This window comes from Hyalangium gracile (genome assembly GCF_020103725.1).
GTDB classification, from domain to species: Bacteria; Myxococcota; Myxococcia; order Myxococcales; family Myxococcaceae; genus Hyalangium; species Hyalangium gracile.
In genome coordinates this window covers 82,722-106,439 of record NZ_JAHXBG010000027.1, presented here as the reverse complement: position 1 = coordinate 106,439, position 23,718 = coordinate 82,722, and the positions used below count along the sequence as shown (strand labels likewise).

Below are 23,718 nucleotides of genomic sequence, written 5' to 3'. Positions count from 1 at the left end.
AACGCGAGCCCTCGGTTTTCTGGATGAGGCTTCAGCGACCGGCCCTGGAGGGTCACAATGGTAACAGGAACGCACCTGCGGATCGGCATCCTCGAGGATCAGCAGCTCTTCCTCGAGAGCCTGGTGAACATCTTCGAGAGCTTCGGTTTCGAGGTGACCGCGCGCTGCTCCACCGTGGAGGACTTCCTGTCGCGCACGCGGCAGCAGCCCCCGGACGTGGCGCTGGTGGACCTGCGGCTGGAGCACCGGGACGGCACCGGGGTCTCGGATGGGCTCCGGGCCGTGGAGCTCTTGCATGACTTCCATCCTCAGGTGCGCCCGCTGGTGCTGTCGGGCAACCGGAGCGCGACGGACGTGGAGCGCTGCCTGCGCGCGGGGGCCGCGGGCTATCTGTGCAAGCAGAACGTGAGCTGCGCGGACCTCCTGGAGGCCGTGGAGAGGGTGGCGCGCGGCGAGCGGCTGGTGCCTCCGGAGCTGTTCCCCAGTCCCCTGCCGACGGAGGAGTCCTCCGCCTCGCGGGGGGCGCTCTCGCGGCTCACCTCGCGCGAGCGCGAGGTGCTGGGCTACATCGCCTCGGGAGCGGACAACCTGAAGATCGCCGTGTGCCTGGGCATCACCGAGCGCACGGTGAAGGCGCACATCACCAGCATCTACCGGAAGCTGGATGTGGAGAACCGAACGCAGATGGCGATGCTGGCCTGCCAGCTCGGCGTCGAGCGCCCGGCGACCGTGTGAGCCGCGCTCGTCCGCTGGGGGGGGGCAGCGTGGCGACAAGCGTGCAGAGCCTCCGACTCGGGGACAATGGGAGGTGCCGCCTTCCATCCACATTCTAGGGACAGCATGGGCGGTGGGATCCCTCCTTCCCTGCCTTCTCTCGCTGCCCGTGCCCCGCAGGTCGCTGTCCAGCGGGCCGGGGTAGAGACGCTTCCTCCCCTGCCCCGGTCCGCTGTTGCCTGGGCCTTGCCGCCTTGATTTCGTGGCGCTGAACCCGTAGACGGGCCTGGACCCCGTGTTCGGGGTGTCATGCCCATGAGACTCAAAGTTGCCATCATCGGGGGGTGCGGCCACGTCGGCCTGCCACTGGCGCTCGCCCTGGCCCCGCACCACGATGTGATCATCTACGACATCAACGCCGCGGCGGTAGCGCAGGTGAAGCGCGGCGAGATGCCCTTCCGGGACGAGGGCGGCGAGCAGGCCCTGCGCGAGGCGCTCGCGCGCGGCCTCATCGTCACCACCTCGCCGGAGCACCTGTCCTCGTGCGACATCCTGGTGGCCGTCATCGGCACGCCGGTGGACGAGCACCTCAACCCGTCCTTCGCGGTGTTCGACAAGCTGCTGGCGCAGCTGGACGAGGTGCTGCGCGACGGGCAGGCGCTGGTGCTGCGCTCCACGGTGTACCCGGGCTCCTCCGAGCGGGTGCAGCGGCACTTCCAGAAGCGCGGGCGCAAGGTGGAGGTGGCCTTCTGCCCGGAGCGCGTGGCCGAGGGCGTGGCGCTGCACGAGATTCGCAAGCTGCCGCAGATCATCTCCGGCTTCAGCCCGGAGGGGGTGAAGGCGGCCCGGGACTTGTTCTCGCCGCTGGGGGTGGAGCTCATCGAGCTGTCGCCGCTGGAGGCGGAGCTGGCCAAGCTCTTCACCAACGTCTACCGGTACATCTCCTTCGCGGTGGCCAACCAGTTCTACATGGTGGCCTCCGAGTGGAACATCGATCCGTACCGGATCCTGCACGCGATGAAGAAGGACTACCCGCGCGCGGCGCACCTGCCGATGCCGGGGTTCGCCGCGGGGCCGTGCCTGTTCAAGGACACCATGCAGCTGGCGGCCTTCAACAACAACCAGTTCTTCCTGGGCCACTCCGCCATGCTGGTGAACGAGGGGCTGCCGCAGTTCGTGGTGCAGCAGATGCAGCGGCGCTGGCCGGACCTGGGGCAGAAGACGGTGGGCCTTCTGGGCATGGCCTTCAAGGCGGAGAGCGATGACCCGCGCGAGTCGCTGTCCTACAAGCTGAAGAAGATCCTCGAGCTGCACTCGGCGCAGGTGCTCACGTGCGATCCGTACGTGTCGGACGCGCGGCTGGTGGCGGAGGAGCAGGTGCTGGAGCAGGCGGACGTGTTCGTCATCGGCGCGCCGCACAAGCGGTACAAGACGTTGGACTACCGCGGCAAGCCCGTGGTGGACGTGTGGAACCATCTGGGACACGGAGGCAAGCTGTGAAGGCACTCGTTACGGGCTCGGCGGGCTTCATCGCGGGCTACCTCGTCGAGGAGCTGCTGGCCAGCGGCTACGAGGTGGTGGGCATCGACAACTTCTCGAAGTACGGCCCGGTGGAGAAGAGCTACTCCAAGCACCCGCGCTACCGCTTCATCGAGGGCGACGCGAAGGACGTGCGGCTGATGAAGGAGCTGGTGGCCGACTGCGACCACCTGGTGGCCGGCGCGGCGATGATTGGCGGCATCAGCTACTTCCACGAGTTCGCCTACGACCTGCTGGCGGAGAACGAGCGCATCATCGCCTCGACGTTCGACGCGGCCATCTGGGCGTTCACCAACAAGAGGCCGCTGAAGAAGATCACCGTGCTGTCCAGCTCGATGGTGTACGAGAGCACCACGGTGTACCCGACGCCGGAGGGGGCGCAGCTGTCCTCGCCGCCGCCGATGTCCACCTACGGCTTCCAGAAGCTGGCGTGCGAGTACTTCGCGCGCGGCGCGTACGAGCAGTACAAGCTGCCGTACACGATTGTTCGCCCGTTCAACTGCGTGGGCATCGGCGAGAAGCGGGCGAAGAGCGACCGCGAGGTGATGAGCGGCAACGTGAAGCTGGCGATGAGCCACGTGGTGCCGGACCTGGTGCAGAAGGTGGTGAAGGGCCAGGACCCGCTGCGCATCCTGGGCTCGGGCGACCAGGTGCGGCACTACACGTACGGCGGAGACCTGGCCAAGGGCATCCGCGTGTGCATGGAGCACCCGGCGGCGCTCAACGAGGACTTCAACATCTCCACGCCGGAGTCCACGGACGTGCGGACGCTGGCGTCGGCCATCTGGAAGAAGCTCAAGCCGGGGCAGCCGGTGCGGCTGGAGTCGGATCCGCCGTTCAAGTACGACGTGCAGAAGCGCGTGCCGGACGTGAGCAAGTCCGAGAAGGTGCTCGGCTTCCAGTGCGCCACCTCGCTGGACAAGATGCTGGACGAGGTGGTGCCCTGGGTGAAGCAGCAGGTGGAGCTGGGGAACATCTAACCGTCCGCCCTGGAGGACAGCGTGTCCGCGTCGAGCCCCGAGCGCACTCCGGCAGAGCCGGATCTGCACGTGGTGGTGCCCGTCTACAACGAGGCGGAGAACTTCCGCCCCTTCTACGAGAGCCTGGCGAGCAAGGTGCGCACGCCGTTCGACGTGCTGGTCGTCTATGACCGGGACGAGGACACGACGCTGCCGGTGGCGCGGGAGCTGGCGGAGAAGGATGCGCGCATCCGGCTGGTGAAGAACGAGGGGAAGGGCGTGCTGGGGGCGCTGAAGACGGGGATGCGGCGCCCGAAGGGCGGGGCGGTGCTGGTGACGATGGCGGACCTGTCGGACGACCACGGGTGCGTGGACGAGATGTACGCGCTGTACCGGCAGGGGTACGCGGTGGTGTCGGCGAGCCGGTACGCGCGGGGTGGGGCGCAGAAGGGCGGCCCGCTGGTGAAGGGGTTGCTGTCGCGCACGGCGGGGGCGAGCCTGCGGGTGCTGGCGGGCGTGCCCACGTGGGACGCGACGAACAACTTCAAGCTGTACAGCCGGGAGTTCCTGGGGACGGTGGAGATCGAGTCCGAGGGAGGCTTCGAGCTGGCGCTGGAGCTGACGGTGAAGGCGCACCTGCAGGGGCGGCGCATCGCGGAGCTGCCCACGGTGTGGACGGACCGGGTGGCGGGCAAGAGCAACTTCAAGCTGATGAAGTGGCTGCCGCACTACCTGCGCTGGTACGCGATGGGCGTGCGCGGCCGGCTGGTGCCGCAAGCCGCGCGCCGGTGAGCGCCGGGGCTGACTAGCGCTTCGGGGCGAAGACGCTCAGCTCGAGGCGCCGCAAGTCCACCGCCCGCTGGCGGACCAGGGACACGTGGCCGTACATGCGCTCCAGCTCCTCGTCCTTCCGCGTCTCGAAAGTGAGCAGGGCCTCGCGGTTCTGTCGGCCCTGGTTGCGCAGGATGTAGCCGGCGTCCAGCCCGCTGGTGAAGGACCAGAACCCTGACGTCATCGCCGCGCAGAGCAGCACGCCCATGAGCAGGCCGCGGCGGCTCGGCTCCCGGAGCGTGAGCAGCGCTCGGTGCAGGCCCACGAAGCCCAGCAGCGTGAAGGTGCTGTAGCGAGAGGTGAGCCCGTACTCCCGGCCGAACCCCGCGCGCCCGACGAGCACCAGGAACGCCGCCGCGCCCGCGAAGAGGATCAACCCCAGCGCGAACGTCGTCGGGCCGTCCTCCACGCGCCCCCGCCGCACCTCCAGCAGCACCCCCCCCGCGCCGACGAGCAGCAGCGCCCCGAAGGCCACCGCCGTGGGGAAGGTGTCCGACGTCACCGAGCCCAGCGTGGCCAGCATGAACAGCACCGAGTCCACCGGCTTCTTCAGGAACGCCTGTGGCTCCGGGTGGTGGCCGGGGCGCTGGAAGCCCCACGCGAACAGGCCGTAGGCGAGCGCCGCGGCCAGGACCCAGCCGAGCACCGCCCGCCAGGGAGTGCGCCCCTCGCGCCGTCCCTGCCAGAGCAGCGCGATGAGTCCCACCGGCCACAGCGCGAGCCCCGAGCCGAACGAGAACGTCGCGACGAAGGCTGCGGCCGCCGCTCCGGCCCATCGCGCCCCGAGCCCCCGTACGCCCTCCAGCAGCCGCAGGCTCACCACGCCGCAGAGCACGCACAGGGTGATCTGGAGCTGCCACCCCCAGACCAGGTTCTCGCTCTGCCGGAAGGTGAAGACGAGCCATGGAACCGGCAGGAACGCGAGCAGCGAGCGGTTCGAGGCGCCGAACGCGCGCACGTGCGCCTGGAGCAGCACCGCGCCCAGGGCGAGCAGCAGCCCCACGTTGAGGTACATCTCCGCCAGCGCGTTGTAGCGGGTGAGCGCCGCCAGCCCGAGCATGATGAGGCGCGGGAAGAAGAGGCGGTGCTCGTTGTGCTGCGCCGTCAGCTCGGCGAGCGTGAGGTGCCCCTCGTGGAAGCTCACCAGCAGGGGCACGAACTCCCACTGGTCCCAGAAGGGGACGTTCACCCCGAAGCGATAGACGAAGTTGAGGGGCAGGAACGCGGGCAGCCCCAGCGCGAGAAAGAGCGCGTACCGGACCCAGCGCGCCTCCACCGGGTCCGAAGCCGGAGCCTGTGTTCCCTGCGTCTGGGGAGTGTCCATGGTCCTCGGGTGCAGTCGGCCCTCTACCGCAAGGCCCCCGGGGCATCAATCAAAGGGTAGAGCGCTCTCCCTCGGCGCTTTCGTCCGAACTGGTATGCCTGTCGGACCAGTTGGCCTGGAGCGGCGGCGGGGAGGCAGGGGCTGCACTGTTCGCCGGCGGCACATTGGCCCTGAGCCTGAGGACAATGCCGTGTTGTCGGGAGGAGCCCCATCCTCGTGCCCGCTTCTTACACGGGAGTGAGCGCACATGCGGACGAAGGGTTTTCGGAGCACGCTGCTCGTCGGTGCGGTGGCGGCCACTACGCTGCTGGGCTGGGGATGCAAGGGCTCGCAGTCGGCGGAGCGGACGGGTGAGCAGACGGGCCAGGACACCGGCACCACCAGCGGCGGCGAGGGCGGAGCGACCGGCTCCGGCGCCAGGGGCTCCGGTGTGGGAACGCCGTTCAACCCGAGCCCCGACACGAGCGGCTCGGGCGGTGGCACCCGTGGCGGCACCGGCGGCTCGGGCTCGGGCGAGAGCAGCGGCGCTTCGGGCACGGGGATCGGCGGCTCGGGTGTCGGCGGCTCGAGCACCTCGGGCCCGAGCGGCAACACGGGTTCGGGCACCGGCGGCGCGGGGAACAACGGCGGTGGCACGGGCGGCTCGGACGGTAATGGGGCGAACACGGGCCGCTGAGCCCGGGCGGCTCACCTCATTGCCCCGGGGGACGGTAGCGGCGCTCCTCGTGGAGAGCGCAGACTGCCGTTGCATTCGTGGATTGGACCCCTCTGCCCCCTTCCCCCAACTTCACGAGTGCAGCGGCACGTTCGGGTAGGCTGGGGTGGGTTGGCTGCGTCCCATCCCAGCCTGCCGCTTCAGGGCTTCGTGGCCACCACCAGCTCGAACGGGCCCGGCAGCACCTCGGGCGCCCGGAAGCCCAGCTCCTTCAGCGCCTGCAGGTAGTACTCCACCTCGCGCAGCCGGCTCACGCAGCTGTCCACGCCCATGAGGAAGTAGGACCAGAAGAACTGCGCCGTCAGCCGCTCGGGCGTCCGGAACTCCTCGCAGATGAGGAGCCGCCCGCCCGAGGGCAGCGCCGCGTACGCCGCCTTCATCAGCTCGCGCGCCGTCTCCGCCGGCCAGTCGTGCAGCACCCGCACGAAGGAGAGCGCGTCATACCCCTTGGGCAGCGGCTCCTTCAGGAAGTCCCCACCCACGAAGCCCAGCCGCGCGCCCAGGCCGTGCTTCTCCCGCGTGCGCGCCACCAGCGCCTCGGTGGCCGGCAGGTTGTACACGTCCACCTTCAGCCCGGGGTGCTGCTCCAGCAGGTGCGCCGCCAGCGAGCCGTCCCCGCCGCCCACCTCCAGCAGCCTCTGCCCCGCGCCCCACAGCCTGGGGCCGTGCGTGCGGAACACCTCGAGGATGGGGCCCAGCCCCGCGGCCATGCTCGCCTCGAAGCCCGCCACCTGCTCGGGCGTCTGCGGCGGCCAGTCGAAGGACTCCCGGGGCATGCTCTTCTCCCCGCGCAGCACCTCCGGCAGGTGGCCGTGCAGCGCCTTCCAGGCGTACTTCTCCCTGTCCCGCTCCAGCGACTGCGGCCCCACCACCTTCTCGGCCGCCGCGCGCAGGCCCGGCACCGCCGTGTAGCGCGCCTCGACGAGCGCGTCCGTCGTCTGCTCGCGCTTCACCAGCCCCAGGCTCTCCAGGCAGTCCAGGAACTTGTAGAGCCGCCCGGGCACCATGCCGTACTTCTGGCTCAGCGCCCCCAGCGTCACCGGGCCGGCCTCCAGCGCCTCCAGCAGCCCCAGCCGGTACGCCGTCTCCACCACGTCGATGGCCCGCGCACCGTTGAAGAGCAGGTGCAGCAGCGCGCGGGGTGAAAACTCCAGGCTGCTCATGCCTTCTCCCTCCGAGCCTCCGCCACCAGGGCGTCCATGAAGCGGTCCACTTCCTCCAGCGTGTTGTAGAAGTGCGGCGCCACGCGCAGCGCGCCCCGGTAGCTGCAGATGAAGCCCCGCGCCACCATCCGGCGCGTCACCTCCGCGTCTCCCTGGAAGCGCAGCGCCACCACGCCGCCGCGACGGGCGTCCTGCCGCGGCGTCACCACCGTGAGGCCCGCCTCCTCCGCGCGCTCCATCACCCGCGCCGTGCACCGCAGCGAGTGCGTGCGGATGGTGGGCATCCCCACCGTCGCCAGCAGCTCCAGCCCCACCCGCGACAGCTGCGAGGGCAGCACCGCCGGCGTGCCGCTCGCCAGCCGCCGCGCCGTGCTCGCCCAGTCGCGCGCCGGCTCGAAGTTGAGCGGGTTCTCCCCGGCGATCCACCCCGTGGCCGCCGGCCGCAGCGTGGGCAGCAGCGCCGGCCGCACGTACAGGAAGGCGCTCTCCGTGGAGCCGCACATCCACTTGTGCGCGCCCCCCAGCAGGAAGTCCACGCCCAGCGCCTCCACGTCGATGGGCACCGCGCCCACCGACTGGTACGCGTCCACGATGACCAGCGCTCCCACCTCTCGCGCGCGCCGGATGACGGGCGCCAGGTCCACCAGCGCGCCCGTGGCGAAGCTGGCGTGGGCGATGCTCACCAGCAGCGTGCGCTCATCGATGGCCGCGCACAGCCGCTCCTCGTCCATCCTCCCGCCCTCGGAGGGCACCACCACCGCCTGCGCGCCGTAGCGCCCGAAGCCCTTCCACAGGAAGGGCACGGTGGGGAACTCCAGGTCCGTCATCACCACGCGGTTGCGCGCGCCCTGGTAGTCGAAGCACGTGGCCAGGCGGCCCAGCAGCGTCGTGAGGTTGGTGTCCGTCACCACCGAGCCGACCGGCCCGCCGATGAAGCGCGCCACCGCGTCCATGTAGCCGAGCCAGTCCGCCCACCAGCCCTCCCACGCCTCGTCCCGCCAGTTCTGCAGCGTCTGCGAGTAGCGCTGCAACACCCCGTCCATGCCCCGCGGGAACGCGCCCGTGGAGTTGCTGTTGAGGTAGGTGCACTTCTCCAGCAGCGGAAACTCGGCGCGGATCGCCGCGAGCGTCGTGTCCATGTCAGAACGGTCCTTGGTCCTTCGGCGGGCGGGACCACTGCGGACCGCCACCCGCGTTCGCTTCCTCCTGGGCCTGCGCGGCGCGGCGCGAGGTGGGCGGCTCGGGCTTGGACCACGGATCGTTCGGGTCCACCTCGGGTGGAGCCGCGGGCGCCACGGGCGGGGGCGCGCCCTGGGTGGCCTGCCCGCGGCGGGGCGGCTCGGGCCGGGACCACGGATCGTCCACGGGCGCCTCCGGCGGGGCCATGCTCACCACGGCGGGCACACCCGCCACGGCAGGCTCGCTGGGAGCGGAGGCGGGATCCACGACGGCTGCGGCCGCCGCCAGGGCCTGCGCGGAGGCCGTCAGCGGCGAGGGCTCCGGGGGAGCGAACGCAGCCGGAGGGGGAACGCTCGCGGCGTGGGCGCTCACCGCCTCGGCGATCAGCCCCGAGGCGTTCGGAGCGTGCGCCGCGGGAGGCACCGCCGGGTGCGTGCCCGAGGCCCGCCGCGTGCCCGGCGCGTAGCCACCGTCACGCCGCCACGCGTTCGTCATCTCCACGCGCACCTCCCACAGCTTGCGGAAGAGCGGCAGCGTCATGCGGCCCGCCAGCACCTGCGTCGGCAGTCCGTCCAGCGCCTTGATGGAGCGGTCCACGCCGATGATGCGGCGCACCATCTGGTAGTGCGTGTACAGCCACGTCTGGAACAGCTCGTCCAGGTCCACGAACTGCTCGCAGATGCGCTTGAGGTCCTCCGCGCCGAACGAGCCGACCTTGTAGACGTCCACCAGCCGCAGGTTGCGCCGCCGCAGCACCCGCTCCAGCGCCGCCTCCATGGCCTCCGCCGACACCCGCATGGCGTTGTACCCCGGAGACTCCTGCCCGCTGCCGTTGCCCAGGCTGCGCCGGATGATTTGATACGTGTCCGGCGTCATCGTCTCCAGGATGTTCATCTCCGCCACCAGGCAGCGCATGGTGCGCAGCATCCGCTCCAGCCGCCCCGTGGCCGGCCACAGCAGATCGCCATCCATCTCCGCCACCACCTCCACCGCCTCCTGGGAGATGAGCTTGAGCCACAGCTCCTGCGCCTGGTGTGTCACCTGGAAGAGCAGCTCGTCGTGGTGCACGAGCTCCTCCGACGGCGTCTGCAGGTGCAGCAGCGTGCCCGTCTTCAGATACACCTCGTAGTCGAGCTCCCCCTTGCCCACCCACTTCTTCAGCAGCGGGTTGAACATGGGGGACTCCAGTTGGCGGCGTAACTTTTCAGCCTCACTGTAGTCAGGGGTCCGCAAGGCTTGGCCCTCCAGAGCGTACGGGCGAATTCAAGAGAAGACAGACAGCCGAGTCATTGAAACAGCGGAACTCAGACCAGCGGCACGGGCGTGGGGCGGGGAGGCTTGTGGCGGAAGGATTCGATCTTCTGCGCAAGCTCGGCTCCCTGGACGCTTTTGGAGAGGTAGCCATCCGCGCCCGAGGTGCTGGCGAGCGCGCGAAGCTGGGACTCATCCGAGGCCGAATAGAGGATGAACTTGGTCCCCGCTGGCGCCTGGGAGCGCGCCAGCGACACCACCTTGTCTCCCTTGAGGGAGGGGAAGTTCACGTCGATGAGGACCACGTCCGGCCTGGACTCGCGGATGCGGGTGGAGACGCCCAATGCGGACAGGTGCGTCTCCACCTCGATGCCGTAGGCGCGCAGCGAGCGCGCCACCAGATCCAGCAGATCCGGGTCGTCATCCACGACCAGCACGCGGAGCACCCCCTCAGGCATGGCTCTTCCCCAGGTGCTTGCGGATGGTATCCAGCAGCTGGTCCCGATCCAGGGGCTTGGTGAGGTAGGCGGTGCAGCCGGCGGCCAGGGCCTTGTCCTGGTACTCGCGGCCGGCGTGGGCGGTGACGGCGATGACGGGGACCTTGGAGATGGCCGCCGGCAGCGCGCGGATGCGGCGCGTGGCCTCCCAGCCGTCCACGCGCGGCAGCGACAGGTCCATCAGCACCAGGTCCGGCGTGTCGCGCTGGGCGCGCTCCAGCCCGTGCTCACCGTCCTCGGCCTCGAGCAGCTCGTAGTTGTTGCCCAGGTAGCGGCGGACGATGTCGCGGTTCTGCGGGTTGTCCTCCACGTAGAGGATGCGGGGCGGCCGGCCGTTGACGGCCGCGCGCTTCTGGAGCAGCAGCGTCTTGGCCTGGCCAATCACCTCGTCGATGGCGTGGCCGCCCTTGCGCACGAAGGCGATCAGCCCGTCGCGCAGCGTGGACTGCTCGCGCACGTCCAGCTCCTTGCCGGTGAGCACCACCACCGGCATGTGGAGGTTCTCCGAGCGCAGCCGCCGCAGCACCTCGAAGCCGTCGAGGTTGGGCATCATCAGGTCCAGCACCACGAGCACCGGCGGCGACACGCGCGCCTTGAGCAGGGCGTCCTCGCCGCTGTGGGCCTCGGAGGTGGAGAAGCCGGCGCGGCGCAGGCTGCGGCTGACGAGCTCGCGCGTGCTGGAGTCGTCGTCCACCACCAGCACCTCGCCGCTGGCCAGGGCCGCGTTGCCCAGGGTGCGCGTCACCACCTCGACCAGGCGGTCCGGCTCCACCGGCTTCACCAGGTACTCGCACGCGCCCAGCGAGTAGCCGCGCGCGCGCTGCTCCTCCACGGACACGAGGATGACGGGGATGCTGGCCAGGCCCGGCTCGCTCTTGAGTTGGCTGAGCACGGACCAGCCGTCCAGCCGGGGCAGGTGGATGTCCAGGATGATGGCCTGGGGCTTCGCCTCGCGCGCCAGCCGCAGCGCCATCACGCCATCACCGGCGGGGATGACCTTGAAGCCGGCGGGCTCCAGCTGGCCCACCACCAGCTGCTGCATGAGCGGATCATCGTCCACCACCAGCACCGTGCTGCCGGCGGCCAGCGGCGCCAGCTTCGCGGCCACCTCCTCCACCGCCACCGGCTCCTGCTCCGGCGCGGCGTTGGCCGAGGGCGCCGACGGCATGGGCCCGGCGCTCTCGAGCACGCCGGCCAGCCGCACCGTGAAGGTGGAGCCGCGGCCCAGCACGCTGGTGACGGTGACGTTGCCGCCCAGCACCTTGCTCAGCTCGCGCACGATGGCCAGGCCCAGGCCCGTGCCGCCCACCTTGCGCGTGGTGGAGCCGTCCACCTGGCGGAACTTCTCGAAGATGTAGTCCACCTGGTCGGCCGGGATGCCCACGCCGGTGTCCTCCACCGTCATGACCAGCTCGTTGCCCTCGGCCCTGGTCCCCAGCGCCACCTCGCCGGACTCGGTGAACTTGGCCGCGTTGCTCAACAGGTTGAGCATCACCTGCCGCAGCTTCAGCGCGTCCGTCTGCAGGTAGCGCGCGCGCTCCTCGATGTTCATCGTCAGCGCGACGTCCTTGCCCTTCAGGTACTCGCGCACCGTGGCCAGGCACTCCTCGGCCAGCTCCTGCACGTCCACGCGCTCGACGACCACCTCCACGCGGCCCGCTTCGATCTTGGACAGGTCCAGGATGTCGTTGATCAGCGCCAGCAGCGTCTTGGCGTTCGTCTTGACGACGTTCAGGTCGCGCCGGCCGTGCGCGGTGAGCCGGCTGCCCTCCTCGCGCATCAGCAGGTCGCAGTAGCCGATGATGCCGTTGAGGGGCGTTCTGATTTCATGGCTGAAGTTGGCCAGGAGCTCGCTCTTGAGGCGGGCGGCGGCCTCGGCCTCGCGGGCGCGCTCCTCCTCGTTGCGCTTGGCGATGGCCAGCTCCGTGGCGAGCCTGTCCAGGTCCTCGTTCTGCTGACGGATGATCTCCATCTGCAGGGCGCGCTGCTGGTAGCTGGCCAGCGAGCGGGCGGACACGGAGCGCGAGCGCTTGAGCTCCTCGAGGCTCTCGGCCAGCTTCTTGTTGGCCGCCTCCAGCTCCGCCTTGGACGCGCGCAGCACGTCCTCGCTCTGGCGGCGCTCGGTGATGTCCTCCGTGACGCCCATGACGAAGCGGACCTCGCCCTTCTCGTCCATGAGCGGCACCTTGCGCGTGCCGAAGCGGCGGTCCTGATCCACGACGCGCGCCACCTCGTCGAAGACCTTGATGCGCTTGGTGGCGATGACCTCGCGATCATCCTTCACGAAGGCGTCGGCCTGGTCCTGGGGGAAGTAGTCGTGGTCCAGCTTCCCGATGAGCCAGTCCTTGGTGACCTTGAAGGAGTCGGCGAACGTCTTGTTGGCCACCTTGAGCCGCAGCTCCCTGGCATCCTTCACGAAGAGGATGAAGGGCAGGCTGTCGATGATGGTGTTGAGCAGCCAGTTGGTCTGCTTGAGCTCCTCCTCGGAGGACTCGTGGCGGTTCTGGCTGGAGCGCATGCGCTGCTCGCGCGCGAGCACCAGCCCCAGCCGCCCCAGCTGCTCCTCGGTGAGGTAGTCGCACGCGCCGGCCTGCGTGGCGGCCGCCAGCGTGTCGTCGCTCCACTTCTGCGACAGCACCACGAAGGGCGTGGTGCCACCCTTGTCCTTCCACACCGCCTGCACCTGGGCCAGTGACAGCCCAGGGGCCTCGGTGCCGATCACCGCCAGCGCCCACGGCCTGGCCAGCGCCGTGGTGAGCGCGTCGGCGCTGGTGACACGCTCCACCTGGGCCTGCGGCGCCGAGCGGCGCAGCGCGCTCTGGACCTGTTCGGTCTCACGCTCGCTGGTCAGGAGGAGGATGCGGTGGGTTGGGCTTTCGGTTTGCGCGGTGGGGGAGAGGCTCATCAGTTGGATCCGAACGCCAGCACGGTCAGCGTGGTGTTGATGTGGAACCCCGAGTAGATCTCGAAGTGCACATTCATTCCAGCCGCCGTGGGCGCGGAGCGCAAGGTCTGGGCTAGCTCCGGCACCTTACCTGTAGCGCTCGCGTACCACATTCTCCCACCGCAGTGAAACAGGAGGGCGGCCTGGGGGTTGTGTACCCGCCTGGGCAGCTCCTCGGTGAAGAAGGTTTTCGTCATTCCGGCCATGTCGCCGATCTTCATCAGCTCCAGCTCCGAGCCCTCCTCCAGCAAGTTGGCGAAAAGAATGGAGTTGTCCTCGAGGATGGGCTTCCAGGGCGCGCGGATGAAGTACTCGCGCCCCACTCGGAGTGCGGTCGGGCGGACGGCGAAACCCTTCGGGGTGCCGAACTCCAGCTCCGCCGGCTGGCACCCGAGCAGGTCCGCGTAGCGCAGGGCCGCCGGCTTGCCGTCGATCTCCAGCGCGCGCGTGTGCGTCTCGTCGACCTTGGTGATGGTCATGCGCTCGCCGGTGGGGATGTACCAGTGCGAGCGCAGGGCGGCGAAGGGCGCGTTGGTGCGGAACAGGCCGACGACGACGGCGTCGGTGGCCACCTCGCCGTCCACGTGCAGCTGCGCGGACTGCTTGCTCATGTCGCGGTTGTCGTCGCTGGCGCCGCCGCCCACGAGCACCAGCGTCTGGTTCTTCTCGAGGATGCCGAGCAGCAGCTCCTCCTTCTTGTAGCGGAAGCCGTCGTCGATCACCAGGCCCACGTACTTGCGCGGATCCAGGTCCGCCTGCCGCACGCCCAGCTCCTCGCAGGCCTTGCGGATGGCGGTGGCGCCGGCGGACACCGCGTCGGAGCTCAGGCCCACGCCCATGCCCAGGCCCACGTCGAAGTCACCGGCCAGGGCGCCGATGACCACCTGGCCAGAGTAGATGCCGGTGTTGTCCAGCTCTCCGGCGGTGGTGGCGCCCAGCAGGCGGCAGCCCTTGGGCAGGCGCTCGCGCACGGCGCGGTTGAGCGCGCTCTGGTCGCGCTCACGCGAGGCGAACAACATGACCAGCTTGGGCTGGAAACCGCCCAGCTGTTTCAGCAGGTCCTCCGCGGCCGCGACGGGCTCCTTCTCCGAGGTTCGAGCCGTCTGCATCTTCACCTGTGCCATGGAGGACCTCCTGAATAGGTTGGGGGCGGCTAGAGGCCGCTTTTCGGGTGCGTAGTGTGGCAGGTACTGGTGCACTGCTGGAAGGACTCCCGTCCACCACCCACATACATGTTCTTGATCGGGCCGAACTGGGCCTCGTGCTGCCGGGACCAGGTCTTGTGGCAGGAGAAACATGCAGCCTTGCTGGTGCGCTGGATGCTCTCCTTGCTCAGGTGGCACTTGCTGCACTGGGCGAGCTCGGCGTCGAAGCGGTCCGAGCGCGAGTGGATGAAGTGCACGCGCACGAAGATGGGACCCTCGAGCTCGAAGCCCAGCGGCGTGTGGCAGCCGGAGCAGGCGGCGCGGTTGTCGTTGCCGTGGAGCACGGCGCTCAGCTCGCCGCCCTGGCTGTGGCAGCTGTTGCAGGGGCCGGTGGTCAGCGGCGCGGTGGTGCGCTGCCGGGTGCCGACCTGGATCTCGATGGTCTTGCTGGCCGGCAGGTCCTCGCCCATGAAGGTGCGGCGGCCCTTGACGGTGACCAGATAGGTGCCCGGCACGGCGTTGGCGGGGATGTCATAGGTCCACGCGTCGCTCACCGGAGCGGCCCAGCCCAGGTGGGCCGGATCGAACGCGCCGCCGAACAGATCGTTGCCGGGGGGGAAGGTCTGGAACTGGGAGAACACCCCGTCGCGCTCGAACGTGCCCAGCGTCTGCACGTCGTTGGGGCCCAGGAACCCCTCCATGTCGATGATGGAGCGGATGGGCTTGATGAGCTGAGCCGGTCCGATGATCTGCGTCATCAGCATGCGCTCGCGGTGCTTGCGCCGGTAGTAGGTCGCCGTCGGATCGAAGAACGCCTGGTAGTACTGGATGCCCGACTCGACGGAGCCGGAGATGACCTCATTATACGTGGGAAGCGAGCCCTGGGGGTGCAGGCGGCGGCCGGCGCCGTCCTTCAGGGTGAGGCGGAACTGGATGGACGTACCCGGCGCGTAGGTGCCATCCGCACGCGGAGGCGTGATGGCGTTCACGTCGATGTCGAAGCCGTAGGCGTAGGCCGGCTGGGCCACCTGCTCCACGGGGATGGTGTAGGGGGCCACCGGGCGCAGGGACCAGCGCAGGCGCAGCGCCTTGGTGCTCGGGTGGAGGGTGAAGTTCTTGCTCTTGCAGGGGGTGCGCGCGTTGCGCAGCTCCACCAGCGCCTCCTGCAGGAAGTTGCTGGCGCCGACGCAGCTCGACTCGCTCACGCAGCCGTACGTCCACTGGATGGCGCGGAAGCGGCGGACGAAGAAGTCGTCGTCCTCGCGGCGCTTATCGTTGGAGCCCGCGTTCAGGATGATGGGCAGGGCAACGAGGTGGCCGCGGGCGTCCACCTGCTCCACCATGAAGTAGCTGGGCACGTCCATCCACGCGGCGTCCCGGTAGAAGCGGCGGCGCTTGTAGCCGTCCGGCCCGGCCAGCAGCTCGAAGGACTCCTCGGCCAGGCGCAGGCCGCCCCAGCCCAGGCCGCTGAAGTCGCCCGTCCGGTCCAGCCCACGCACGCCCTCGTCGTGAGTGGAGGTGGCCGTCGCGCGCAGATCGATCTGGTTGATGAAGAAGGCCTGGCCGGCCTTCAGGCGCAGCGGGGTGGCCGTGCCGTCCTCCACCAGGAGCGAGATGCCCACCGCGTTGCCGCCCGACGACGGGGGGGACGGCGGCGGTCATCGCTGTCGTCATCGTCATCGATGGCCTGCGCCTGGATGCTCAGCTCGTCCGGGGTGCCCGCCTCGTCCTGGGGACCACAGGCGGAAGCAAAGGCGGCAAGAGCGGCGAGCAGGAGTCCGACGCCCGGCAACCCCACCCGATGGGTGGTCTCGAACTTCGTTGCCAGTGTCTCGGTCGTCTCACGCATGGTGGCCCCTCCTTGCGAATCACCGGAGTGAGAGGGCACTCCGGTTTTCTGTTATGTCCCCTGTTTGCTCTACTAATCTGAGCTTACCAGAGGTTCATCATTTCCGGCTTTCACCGGAAGAGTCATTTTCGAGCCATAAAAAGAATATCCGTTTCGAACAGAACAATTCAACAAGTAAGAAAAATATCCGGGTGTGTTGAATGTGGGCCGTTCGAAATCGCCCTGTTTCGCTCCAACAATTGAGAAAACAGGACGTTTTGGGATCGTCTCCCGCACGGGTCAAAGCAATATCTCACCAAGGTTTTCTTGACTTCCCAGTCTGCATCAGGCTCGCGAAAACAGGGTCTCACTGGAAGGCCCGGGAGACGATGAGCCCGCAGGGGTATGGCGCCGGGGTTTTGGAAGCGAGAAGGCGAGCGAGCGAAGCGGGTCGGAGGCGGCTGATCGCGAGCGCGGGAGCTGGCGCGCGCGAGCCGGGCGCGGAGCTCGCGGGGTGACTCAACAGGTCGGGTCGAGCGAGCGGACGGCGTGCGGCTTCGCTCTGACGAGGCCCCGCGCTGCGGGATGGCCTTCGCGAAGGCGGAGCGTTAAGAGGCGAGCCCCCTTTCTGTCCGATCACCTCTTCTGAGTGCCTATGCCCCTCGTCGAAGGAATCAAGGTCCGCTACCTCCCCCAGCCCGAGTGGGGCGTGGGGCATCTCGCCATGCTCGAGGAGGGAGGCGCCAAGGCGGTCGTCTTCTTCCCTGCTCGGGAGGACGCGCCGGTGCTGGTGTCCACGAAGGGCGGCGCGCTGGTGTCCTACGCGCTGCCGACTGGCGAGCCCATCGTCACCACCAAGGGGCGACAGGCCACGGTGGTGCGGGAGGAGCCCGGCGCTCGAGGCCTGCGGCGCTACGTCATCCGCTACGCGGACACGGGGGAGGAGGACGAGATGCCGGAGTCCGAGGTGCGCGCGCTGCCGCCGCGCTCGGATCTGCTCTCCACGCTGCGCGAGGGCCGGGTGGGGGACGCCAAGGCCTTCATGCTGCGCAAGCAGGCGCTGGTGCTGGACGACGAGCGGCGCTGCGACGCGCTGGGGGCGCTGCTGGCCAGCCGGGTGATGGTGAAGCCGCACCAGGTGGGCGTGGTGCAGCGGGTGCTGTCGGCGCGCCGGCCGCGCTTCGTGCTCGCGGACGAGGTGGGCCTGGGCAAGACGATTGAAGCGGGCATGGTGTTCAGCGCCCTGCGGCTGTCGGGGCTGGCGCGGCGCGTGCTCGTGGTGGCGCCGAGCCACCTCACGGTGCAGTGGCTGGTGGAGCTGTTCCACAAGTTCAACCAGCTCTTCACGCTGATGGACTCGGACCGCTACGCGCAGTCCTTGAAGGAGCAGCCGGACGTGTCCCCGTGGGAGCGCTTCCCGCTGGTGGTGACGAGCCTGGAGATGCTCTCGCGCACCGAGGAGCACCGGCGCGCGGTGGCCGAGGAGGACGCGTTCTGGGACCTGGTCATCATCGACGAGGCGCACCACCTGAAGGGCGAGAAGGCCTTCGAGGCGGCCGAGGCGCTGGCGGGCAACAGCTGGGGCCTGCTGCTGCTCACGGCCACGCCCATGCAGCTGGACCCTGCCGAGTACCACGGGCTGCTCACGCTCATCGACGCGGCGACGGCGCCCACGGTGAAGGGCTTCGAGCAGCGGCTGGCGCGGCAGGAGGAGCTGTCCAGCGCGGTGCGCGCGCTGCTGGAGGGCAACGAGCCGGCCAAGGCGGTGAAGGCGCTGGCCAGGCGCTTCCCGGAGGACGCGAAGCTCCAGGCGCTCAAGGAGAAGGAGGCGCTGCTGGAGCACCTGGCGGAGACGTACAGCCTGTCGGATCGGCTGGTGCGCAACCGGCGCGCGGTGGTGGGCGGCTTCTCCACGCGGCGGCTGCACCGCCACGCGGTGAAGCCCACGGCCGAGGAGCTGAAGACGCGTGACGCGGCGCTGGCGGCGCTGGCGGCGTCGAGCTTGCGCGGCGCGCCCCTGGCCAACGTGCTGCGCCGGCTGGAGTCCAGCGCCGCGGCGTTCACGGGCGCGGTGAAGGCCAACCCGGCGCTCAAGGCGGCGGACCTGAAGCTGCCGGCGAGGGATGCGAAGCTGGTGGCGTTCCTCGGCGTGCTGCGCGGCATCTGGGCCTCGGAGGCGGCGGCCAAGGTGCTCGTCTTCACCGAGAGCCGCGACACGCTGGAGGCGCTGCAGACGGAGCTGGGGCGCGAGGGCATCGAGGCGCTCGGCTACCATGGAGACCTGCCGCTGGTGGAGCGTGACAGGCAGGTGGCGCGCTTCCGGGACCCGGAGGGCCCGCTGGTGCTGGTCTGCACGGAGGTGGGCGGCGAGGGCCGCAACTTCCAGTTCGCGCACCACCTGGTGCACTACGACCTGCCATGGAGCCCCGCGACGGTGGAGCAGCGCATCGGCCGCCTGGACCGCATCGGCCAGACGAAGCCGGTGGAGATCCACGTGTTCGATCCGGCGGGGACGCTGGCCTCGGACGTACTGATGCTGCTGGCGGACGCGGTGGGCGTGTTCGGCGAGACGGTGGGCGGCCTGGACGCGGTGCTGGAGGAGGTGGAGGACCGGCTGGCGGAGCTGGCGCTGCTGCCGCGCGAGGCGCGCGTGGCGTACGCGGCGGAGCTGAAGGCGAAGGTGGAGGCGGCGCGGGCGCAGGTGAAGCGCGCGTATGACCCGCTGTTGGACTTGCGCTCCTTCGACAAGCCGGCGGTGGAGCGGCTGGTGAAGCGCGCGCAGGCGCGCATGGGCATCGAGGAGGACGAGGAGGAGGAGGACGAGGCTCAGCCGCTGGAGGACGGGCTCTGGGGCGTGGCGAGGGACTTGGACGAGCGGCTGGAGGAGACCGTCACCGAGCTGGCCAAGCGGGTGGGCATCCGGGTGGACACGGACGAGGAGGTGGAGGCTTTCCAGTGCGCCTTCCACTTCGGCCACGCGCTGAACGTGGAGGGGCTGCCGGGGCTGGACGTGATGGAGGACCGGACGGTGCTGGGCACCTTCTGGCGCGACACGGCGGTGGAGGCCGAGGAGCTGGAGTACTTCGCCACGGGGCACTCGCTGGTGGAGGCGCTGTTCGGCTTCCTGCGGGACGGGCCGTACGGGCGCAGCGGGTTCCGCTTCCTGGAGAAGCGCGGGCCGCTGAAGGCGCGAGGGCTGGAGCTGCTCTACCACGTGCAGCTGCCCGAGCCGGAGGACACCTCGCCGGGCGCCCGGGTGCCGAGCCGTCAGCTCGCGCGCTTCCTGGAGCGGACGCTGCTGCACGTGGCGGTGGCGGAGGCGCCGGGCGGGGCCAAGGCGGACGCGAGCCTGCTGCCGGTGCTGGAGGCGGACGGGCGCGCGCTCAAGGGGGACGAGGTGTCGCGGGCGTTCCCGAACATCGGCGCCTTCGTGGACACGGCGGTGCCGGTGGGCCAGAAGGCCGCCGAGGCGGAGCTGGGCAGGCTGGCGGCGAAGGCGCGCAAGGCCATCGAGGCCGAGCGCGACGCCGCGCTGGAGCGGATGCGGCTGTCCTTGGGGCACCAGGGGCTGAAGGCCGAGGCGCTCGAGGAGCAGCTGGACGCGGAGCGCACGCACTACGAGCGTCTGCTGAAGGCGCTCTCCGGGGCGAAGGTGGTGCTCGACTCGGCCTGCGGCTTCGTCATCAACCGCTGAGCCTCGACAGTGGCGTTCAGCTCCTGGAGAAAGTTGCGCTGACGCTAATCCGTGGGTGTGTGGGCCTCCAGTAGCGAGGCCCGCGCCGCGCCGCGTCCTGCGTCCGTCATGCGCAAGGAGTACGCTGCGGGCGTGAGCGACCAGGATGTCTCCAGGGAAGGTTCTTCGACGCTCGCATTCCTTCGCGAGCTGGCGCACGTATCCGACGCACCGGTGAGCGGGCTCACCTCGGACACCGCGGTGTCCGGCAAGGCCGAGCTCGTCCGAGGCTGGAGCTCCGAGCGCTTCGTGCTCCAGCGTCAGCTCGGCGCCGGGGCCTTCGGGGCGGTGTTCGAGGCGCACGATCGCGAGCGCAACGCGGTGGTGGCGCTCAAGCTCATGCGCCGGAGGGATCCGAGCGCGCTCCTGCTCTTCAAGCAGGAGTTCCGCACGCTCACGGGGGTGGCCCACCCCAACCTCGTGCAGTTCTACGAGCTGCACTCGGACGGGGAGCAGTGGTTCCTCACGATGGGGCTGATCCGGGGCCGCTCCTTCCTGGACGCCGTGCGGACTCCGGCGGGCTCGGAGCGCCCGTTCGACGAGGAGCGCCTGCGGGATGCGCTCCGGCAACTCGCCGAGGGGCTCGGCTTCCTGCACGGCGCGGGGAAGCTGCACCGGGACATCAAGCCCTCCAACGTGATGGTCGCGGACGGTGGACGGGTGGTGCTGCTGGACTTCGGCCTGGTGACGGACATGGCGGCGGCGCTCCAGGAGGCGAAGGGCGCCGGGACTCCTCGCTACATGTCTCCCGAGCAGGCCGCGGCCCAGCCCATCGGGCCCGCGGCGGACTGGTACTCCGTCGGGGTGATGCTCTACGAGGCGCTGACGGGCCGCCCGCCCACCATCAAGGCTCCGGCCAACGCGCCGCCTCCGCCGCCGAGCACCTTCTCCCAGGGAGTGCCGGAGGATCTCGAGACGCTCTGCCTGGACCTGCTCGCGCCCGCTCCCGAGCAGCGTCCCTCGGGAGCCGAGGTGCTGGAGCGGCTGGCGCGCTCCGATGCCCGGCCTCGCCTGGGAGAGCGGCCCGCGTCTCACGGCGCGGCCTTCGTCGGGCGCTCCGTTCATCTCCAGAGGCTCGAGCAGGCGCTCACGGACTCGCGGGAGGGCCGCACGGCGATCGCGCTCCTCCACGGCCCCTCGGGCATGGGCAAGAGCGCGCTGGCCAACCGCTTCCTCGAGGATTTGCAGGCGCGGGGCTCGGAGCCGGAGCGGGTGGTGCTCTCCGGCCGCTGCTTCGAGCAGGAGTCCGTGCCCTACAAGATGCTCGACAGCCTCGTCGACGCGCTCTGCCGGTACCTGCGGCGGCTGCCTCGCGAGGAGCTGAAGGCGCTGCTCCCGCCGGAGCTCGGCGCGCTGGCGAGGCTCTTTCCCGTGCTCGGGCAGCTGCCCGGAGCGCCGGTGCCGGGCCGGCTCGAGACGGGAGAGCCGGCCCAGCTCCGCCGGCGCGGCGCCTTGGCGCTGCGAGAGCTGCTCGTGGGCCTGGCGGGCCGTGGGACGCTGGTGCTCTTCATCGATGATCTCCAGTGGGGAGACCTCGACAGCGTGGCCCTGCTCCTGGAGGTGCTGCGCCCTCCATCCGCGCCGGCCCTGCTGCTGCTCGCCTCCTACCGTCAGGACGAGGCGGAGACGAGCCCGGCCCTGTCGACACTCCTCCGGGCGCTGCGCGAGGAGCCCTACACCTCGCTCGCCCTGCACGACGTGGAGGTGGGCGAGCTGGAGGCGACCGAGTCGGAGGCGCTGATGCAAGCGCTGCTCGGCACGGGCGCGCAGGCACTGCCCACGACGCCAGCGCTGGCCTCGGAGGGGCGCGGCAGTCCGTTCTTCCTCACGGAGCTGGCCCGGTACATCGAGGAGTCCTCTGCGCCGAGCCCCCGTGCTGGAGAGAGCGCCGGCCCCGGTGACATGCCGATGGGCCTGGAGGCCGTCATCCAGGCCCGGCTGCAGCGGTTGCCCGAGCCCGCGCGGCGGCTGCTGGAGGTGATCTCCGTGGCGGGCCAGCCCCTGGCACGCACGAGCGCCTCGCGCGCCGCCTCGGGGGCGCCGGGCGGAGAGGAGGAGCTCCAGGCCCTGGCCCTGCTCCGAGCGGGACAGCTCCTGCGAGTCCGGCGCGTGGAGGGCCGCGAGGAGCTGCTGCCCTACCACGATCGCATCCGCGAGGTGGTCGTCACGCAACTCGCGCCCCAGGTGCGCCGGGGACACCACCGGGGCCTCGCGCTGGCCCTGGAGGAGTCCGGGCGCGCGGAGCTGGAGCAGCTCGTCTTCCACTTCCGCGAGGCGGGAGAGCTGCCGAAGTCCGCGCGCTACGCCGTCCAGGCCGCCACGCGGGCTCACGAGGTGCTGGCCTTCGATCGCGCGGCCCGGCTGTACCGCGCGGCGCTGGAGACGCGGACGCTGGCCGCGGATGAGGCGCATGCGCTCGAGGCCCGCATGGGAGAGGCGCTCTCCAGCGCGGGGAGGCCTCGGGAGGCGGCGAAGGTGCACCTCCAGGTCGCGGAGGCGAGCGCGCCCGCCCAGGCGCTGGCGCATCGTCGGCAGGCCATGGAGCAGCTCCTGCTGGGCGGCTACACGGAGGAGGGGCTGGAGGTGCTTTCCCGCGTGCTGCGCGAGGCGGGGCTCTCACAGCCCTCCACGTCGGTGGGAGCGCTGCTGTCCCTGGCGGTGCGCAAGCTCCGGCTCAGGCGGCGGGGCTTCGACTTCCAGCTCCGGCCCGCCACGGCGCTGCCCGAGGAGACGCTGCGGCTCATCGACACCACCTGGGCCGCGGCGCTGGGGCTGACCATCACCAACCCCCTGCGCTCCGCGGACTTCCAGACGCGCAACATGCTCCTGGCGCTCGAGGCGGGGGAGCCCTATCGGCTCTCCCGGGCCCTGTCCCTGCACGCCATCATCCAGGCGCTGCGCGGGGGCCGGGACACCGGGGAGACCGAGCACCTGCTGCGCCGGGCCCGGGAGCTCGCGGAGCACGAGGGCCATCCGCACGCGCTGGGGATGGCCCTGCTCAGCATGGGCATCTCCACCATGACGCGTGGGGACTACCGGAAGGCCGAGCCGCTCCTGCGCGAGGCAACCTCGGTGCTCCAGGAGCGCTGCGCGGGAGTGCCGTGGGAGCTGGACTTCGCGCGGACCCAGTGGGCCATCAGCCTGTGGCATATGGGCGAGTTCCCCCGCATGGCCGCGCTGGTGAAGTCGCTGCTCGAGGAAGCTCGCGAGCGAGGCAACCTGCACTGCGAGACGATGGTGCGCGTGACGACCGACTACCTCGTCCACCTGGTCGCGGATGAGCCCGAGCGAGCCAGGGAGACGCTGCGCACGGCCATGAAGGGCTGGACGCAGCGCGGCTATCACATCCAGCACTACCGGGACTCCGCGGCGCAGCTACGGCTCGCCCTCTACCTGGGGGAGAGCCAGCGAGCGCTGTCCATCACCCGTGCGAGGCGCTTCCTGCTGCTGCGCTCGGGGCTGATGGCCGTGCCGGCCCTGCGCATCGAGACCGGCTACTGGGATGCGCTGGTGGAGCTGGAGGCCGCGCCTGGCGGAGACACGCGCGTGCTGCGCAAAGTCCTCCGGGCGGCCAGGGCGCTGGAGCGCGAGCAGGTGAGCTGGGCCGCGGCGCCGCTCGGCACCATGCTCCGGGCCAGCGTCGCCTGGAGACAGGGGAACGACGCGGAGGCGCTGCGGTACCTCTCGGTGGCGGAGGAGGCGGCGCGCGCGCACGGCATGGCGCTGGCCATGACGTCCATCCAGCGCCGGCGCGGAGAGCTGCTGGGCGGGGACGAGGGGCGGGCGCTGATCCGCCAGTCCGAGGAGTGGATGGCGCGCCAGGCCGTCCGCGCCCCCGAGCGGCTGTCGACCATCGTCATGCCGTCCATGTCCAGGCCCTGAGGCCGCGGCGCGGG

At 70.3% G+C, this 23,718-nt stretch carries 16 protein-coding genes; 7 read left to right on the top strand and 9 right to left on the bottom strand.

The window, feature by feature from the left end:
- The first annotated feature begins 57 nt into the window (after window positions 1-57).
- The 4 genes from KY572_RS38025 to KY572_RS38010 all read left to right on the top strand — a co-directional run bounded on the left by KY572_RS38025 (window position 58) and on the right by KY572_RS38010 (window position 4,004).
- On the top strand, window positions 58-735 hold the full coding sequence (locus KY572_RS38025; RefSeq protein ID WP_224248622.1) for a LuxR C-terminal-related transcriptional regulator: 678 nt from the start codon (window positions 58-60) through the stop codon (window positions 733-735).
- Window positions 736-1,029: 294 nt separating this feature from the next.
- Complete coding sequence (locus tag KY572_RS38020; protein WP_224248621.1) at window positions 1,030-2,214, top strand: nucleotide sugar dehydrogenase; 1,185 nt, start codon at window positions 1,030-1,032, stop codon at window positions 2,212-2,214.
- Window positions 2,211-3,233, top strand: coding sequence for an NAD-dependent epimerase/dehydratase family protein (locus KY572_RS38015; protein ID WP_224248620.1), 1,023 nt, complete (start codon window positions 2,211-2,213; stop codon window positions 3,231-3,233). The genes KY572_RS38020 and KY572_RS38015 overlap by 4 nt, the downstream gene beginning before the upstream one ends.
- A gap of 21 nt (window positions 3,234-3,254) precedes the next feature.
- Window positions 3,255-4,004, top strand: a complete 750-nt coding sequence (locus KY572_RS38010; protein ID WP_224248619.1) for a glycosyltransferase — start codon at window positions 3,255-3,257, stop codon at window positions 4,002-4,004.
- Between the two features lie 13 nt (window positions 4,005-4,017).
- Here KY572_RS38010 and KY572_RS38005 read toward each other — a convergent pair whose 3' ends face one another.
- Window positions 4,018-5,367: a hypothetical protein gene (locus KY572_RS38005; RefSeq protein ID WP_224248618.1), complete on the bottom strand. Its 1,350-nt coding sequence runs from the start codon at window positions 5,365-5,367 to the stop codon at window positions 4,018-4,020.
- Between the two features lie 247 nt (window positions 5,368-5,614).
- On the opposite strand from KY572_RS38005, the gene KY572_RS38000 reads away from it, so the two are divergent.
- Complete coding sequence (locus tag KY572_RS38000; RefSeq protein WP_224248617.1) at window positions 5,615-6,043, top strand: hypothetical protein; 429 nt, start codon at window positions 5,615-5,617, stop codon at window positions 6,041-6,043.
- 179 nt (window positions 6,044-6,222) lie between these two features.
- Here KY572_RS38000 and KY572_RS37995 read toward each other — a convergent pair whose 3' ends face one another.
- From KY572_RS37995 to KY572_RS37960, 8 genes are all read right to left on the bottom strand, one after another.
- A complete protein-coding gene (locus KY572_RS37995) occupies window positions 6,223-7,245 on the bottom strand; it encodes a methyltransferase (protein WP_224248616.1) in 1,023 nt (340 codons plus the stop codon).
- Window positions 7,242-8,384 (bottom strand): aminotransferase class V-fold PLP-dependent enzyme, encoded by a 1,143-nt coding sequence (locus tag KY572_RS37990; protein ID WP_224248615.1) that lies wholly within the window; start codon window positions 8,382-8,384, stop codon window positions 7,242-7,244. Before KY572_RS37990 ends, KY572_RS37995 begins: the two co-directional genes overlap by 4 nt.
- Before the next feature lies 1 nt (window position 8,385).
- Window positions 8,386-9,600: a tryptophan 2,3-dioxygenase family protein gene (locus KY572_RS37985; RefSeq protein ID WP_224248614.1), complete on the bottom strand. Its 1,215-nt coding sequence runs from the start codon at window positions 9,598-9,600 to the stop codon at window positions 8,386-8,388.
- Between the two features lie 128 nt (window positions 9,601-9,728).
- Window positions 9,729-10,133, bottom strand: coding sequence for a response regulator (locus KY572_RS37980; RefSeq protein ID WP_224248613.1), 405 nt, complete (start codon window positions 10,131-10,133; stop codon window positions 9,729-9,731).
- The gene (locus KY572_RS37975; RefSeq protein WP_224248612.1) at window positions 10,126-13,077 is read right to left on the bottom strand and encodes a response regulator; all 2,952 of its coding nucleotides are present in this window, start codon (window positions 13,075-13,077) and stop codon (window positions 10,126-10,128) included. The genes KY572_RS37980 and KY572_RS37975 overlap by 8 nt, the downstream gene beginning before the upstream one ends.
- On the bottom strand, window positions 13,077-14,240 hold the full coding sequence (locus KY572_RS37970) for an FIST signal transduction protein (RefSeq protein WP_224248611.1): 1,164 nt from the start codon (window positions 14,238-14,240) through the stop codon (window positions 13,077-13,079). Before KY572_RS37970 ends, KY572_RS37975 begins: the two co-directional genes overlap by 1 nt.
- Window positions 14,241-14,269: 29 nt before the next feature.
- Window positions 14,270-15,883 (bottom strand): cytochrome c3 family protein, encoded by a 1,614-nt coding sequence (locus tag KY572_RS37965; RefSeq protein ID WP_224248610.1) that lies wholly within the window; start codon window positions 15,881-15,883, stop codon window positions 14,270-14,272.
- Window positions 15,832-16,110 (bottom strand): hypothetical protein, encoded by a 279-nt coding sequence (locus tag KY572_RS37960; protein WP_224248609.1) that lies wholly within the window; start codon window positions 16,108-16,110, stop codon window positions 15,832-15,834. Before KY572_RS37960 ends, KY572_RS37965 begins: the two co-directional genes overlap by 52 nt.
- A 634-nt stretch (window positions 16,111-16,744) precedes the next feature.
- Between KY572_RS37960 and KY572_RS37955 the strand changes: the two genes are divergently transcribed.
- Complete coding sequence (locus tag KY572_RS37955; RefSeq protein ID WP_224248608.1) at window positions 16,745-19,783, top strand: helicase-related protein; 3,039 nt, start codon at window positions 16,745-16,747, stop codon at window positions 19,781-19,783.
- Window positions 19,784-19,915: 132 nt separating this feature from the next.
- Window positions 19,916-23,704 carry a serine/threonine-protein kinase gene (locus tag KY572_RS37950; RefSeq protein ID WP_224248607.1) on the top strand — a complete coding sequence of 1,263 codons (3,789 nt, stop codon included), beginning with the start codon at window positions 19,916-19,918 and terminating at the stop codon, window positions 23,702-23,704.
- Window positions 23,705-23,718: the final 14 nt, after the last annotated feature.

Excerpts from the sequence above, each read along its gene's own strand:
- KY572_RS38025 (WP_224248622.1), top strand. The coding sequence starts at position 58 with ATGGTAACAGGAACGCACCTGCGGATCGGCATCCTCGAGGATCAGCAG.
- KY572_RS38020 (WP_224248621.1), top strand. The coding sequence starts at position 1,030 with ATGAGACTCAAAGTTGCCATCATCGGGGGGTGCGGCCACGTCGGCCTG.
- KY572_RS38005 (WP_224248618.1), bottom strand. The coding sequence starts at position 5,367 with ATGGACACTCCCCAGACGCAGGGAACACAGGCTCCGGCTTCGGACCCG.
- KY572_RS38000 (WP_224248617.1), top strand. The coding sequence starts at position 5,615 with ATGCGGACGAAGGGTTTTCGGAGCACGCTGCTCGTCGGTGCGGTGGCG.
- KY572_RS37995 (WP_224248616.1), bottom strand. The coding sequence starts at position 7,245 with ATGAGCAGCCTGGAGTTTTCACCCCGCGCGCTGCTGCACCTGCTCTTC.
- KY572_RS37990 (WP_224248615.1), bottom strand. The coding sequence starts at position 8,384 with ATGGACACGACGCTCGCGGCGATCCGCGCCGAGTTTCCGCTGCTGGAG.
- KY572_RS37985 (WP_224248614.1), bottom strand. The coding sequence starts at position 9,600 with ATGTTCAACCCGCTGCTGAAGAAGTGGGTGGGCAAGGGGGAGCTCGAC.
- KY572_RS37980 (WP_224248613.1), bottom strand. The coding sequence starts at position 10,133 with ATGCCTGAGGGGGTGCTCCGCGTGCTGGTCGTGGATGACGACCCGGAT.
- KY572_RS37975 (WP_224248612.1), bottom strand. The coding sequence starts at position 13,077 with ATGAGCCTCTCCCCCACCGCGCAAACCGAAAGCCCAACCCACCGCATC.
- KY572_RS37970 (WP_224248611.1), bottom strand. The coding sequence starts at position 14,240 with ATGGCACAGGTGAAGATGCAGACGGCTCGAACCTCGGAGAAGGAGCCC.
- KY572_RS37960 (WP_224248609.1), bottom strand. The coding sequence starts at position 16,110 with ATGCGTGAGACGACCGAGACACTGGCAACGAAGTTCGAGACCACCCAT.
- KY572_RS37955 (WP_224248608.1), top strand. The coding sequence starts at position 16,745 with ATGCCCCTCGTCGAAGGAATCAAGGTCCGCTACCTCCCCCAGCCCGAG.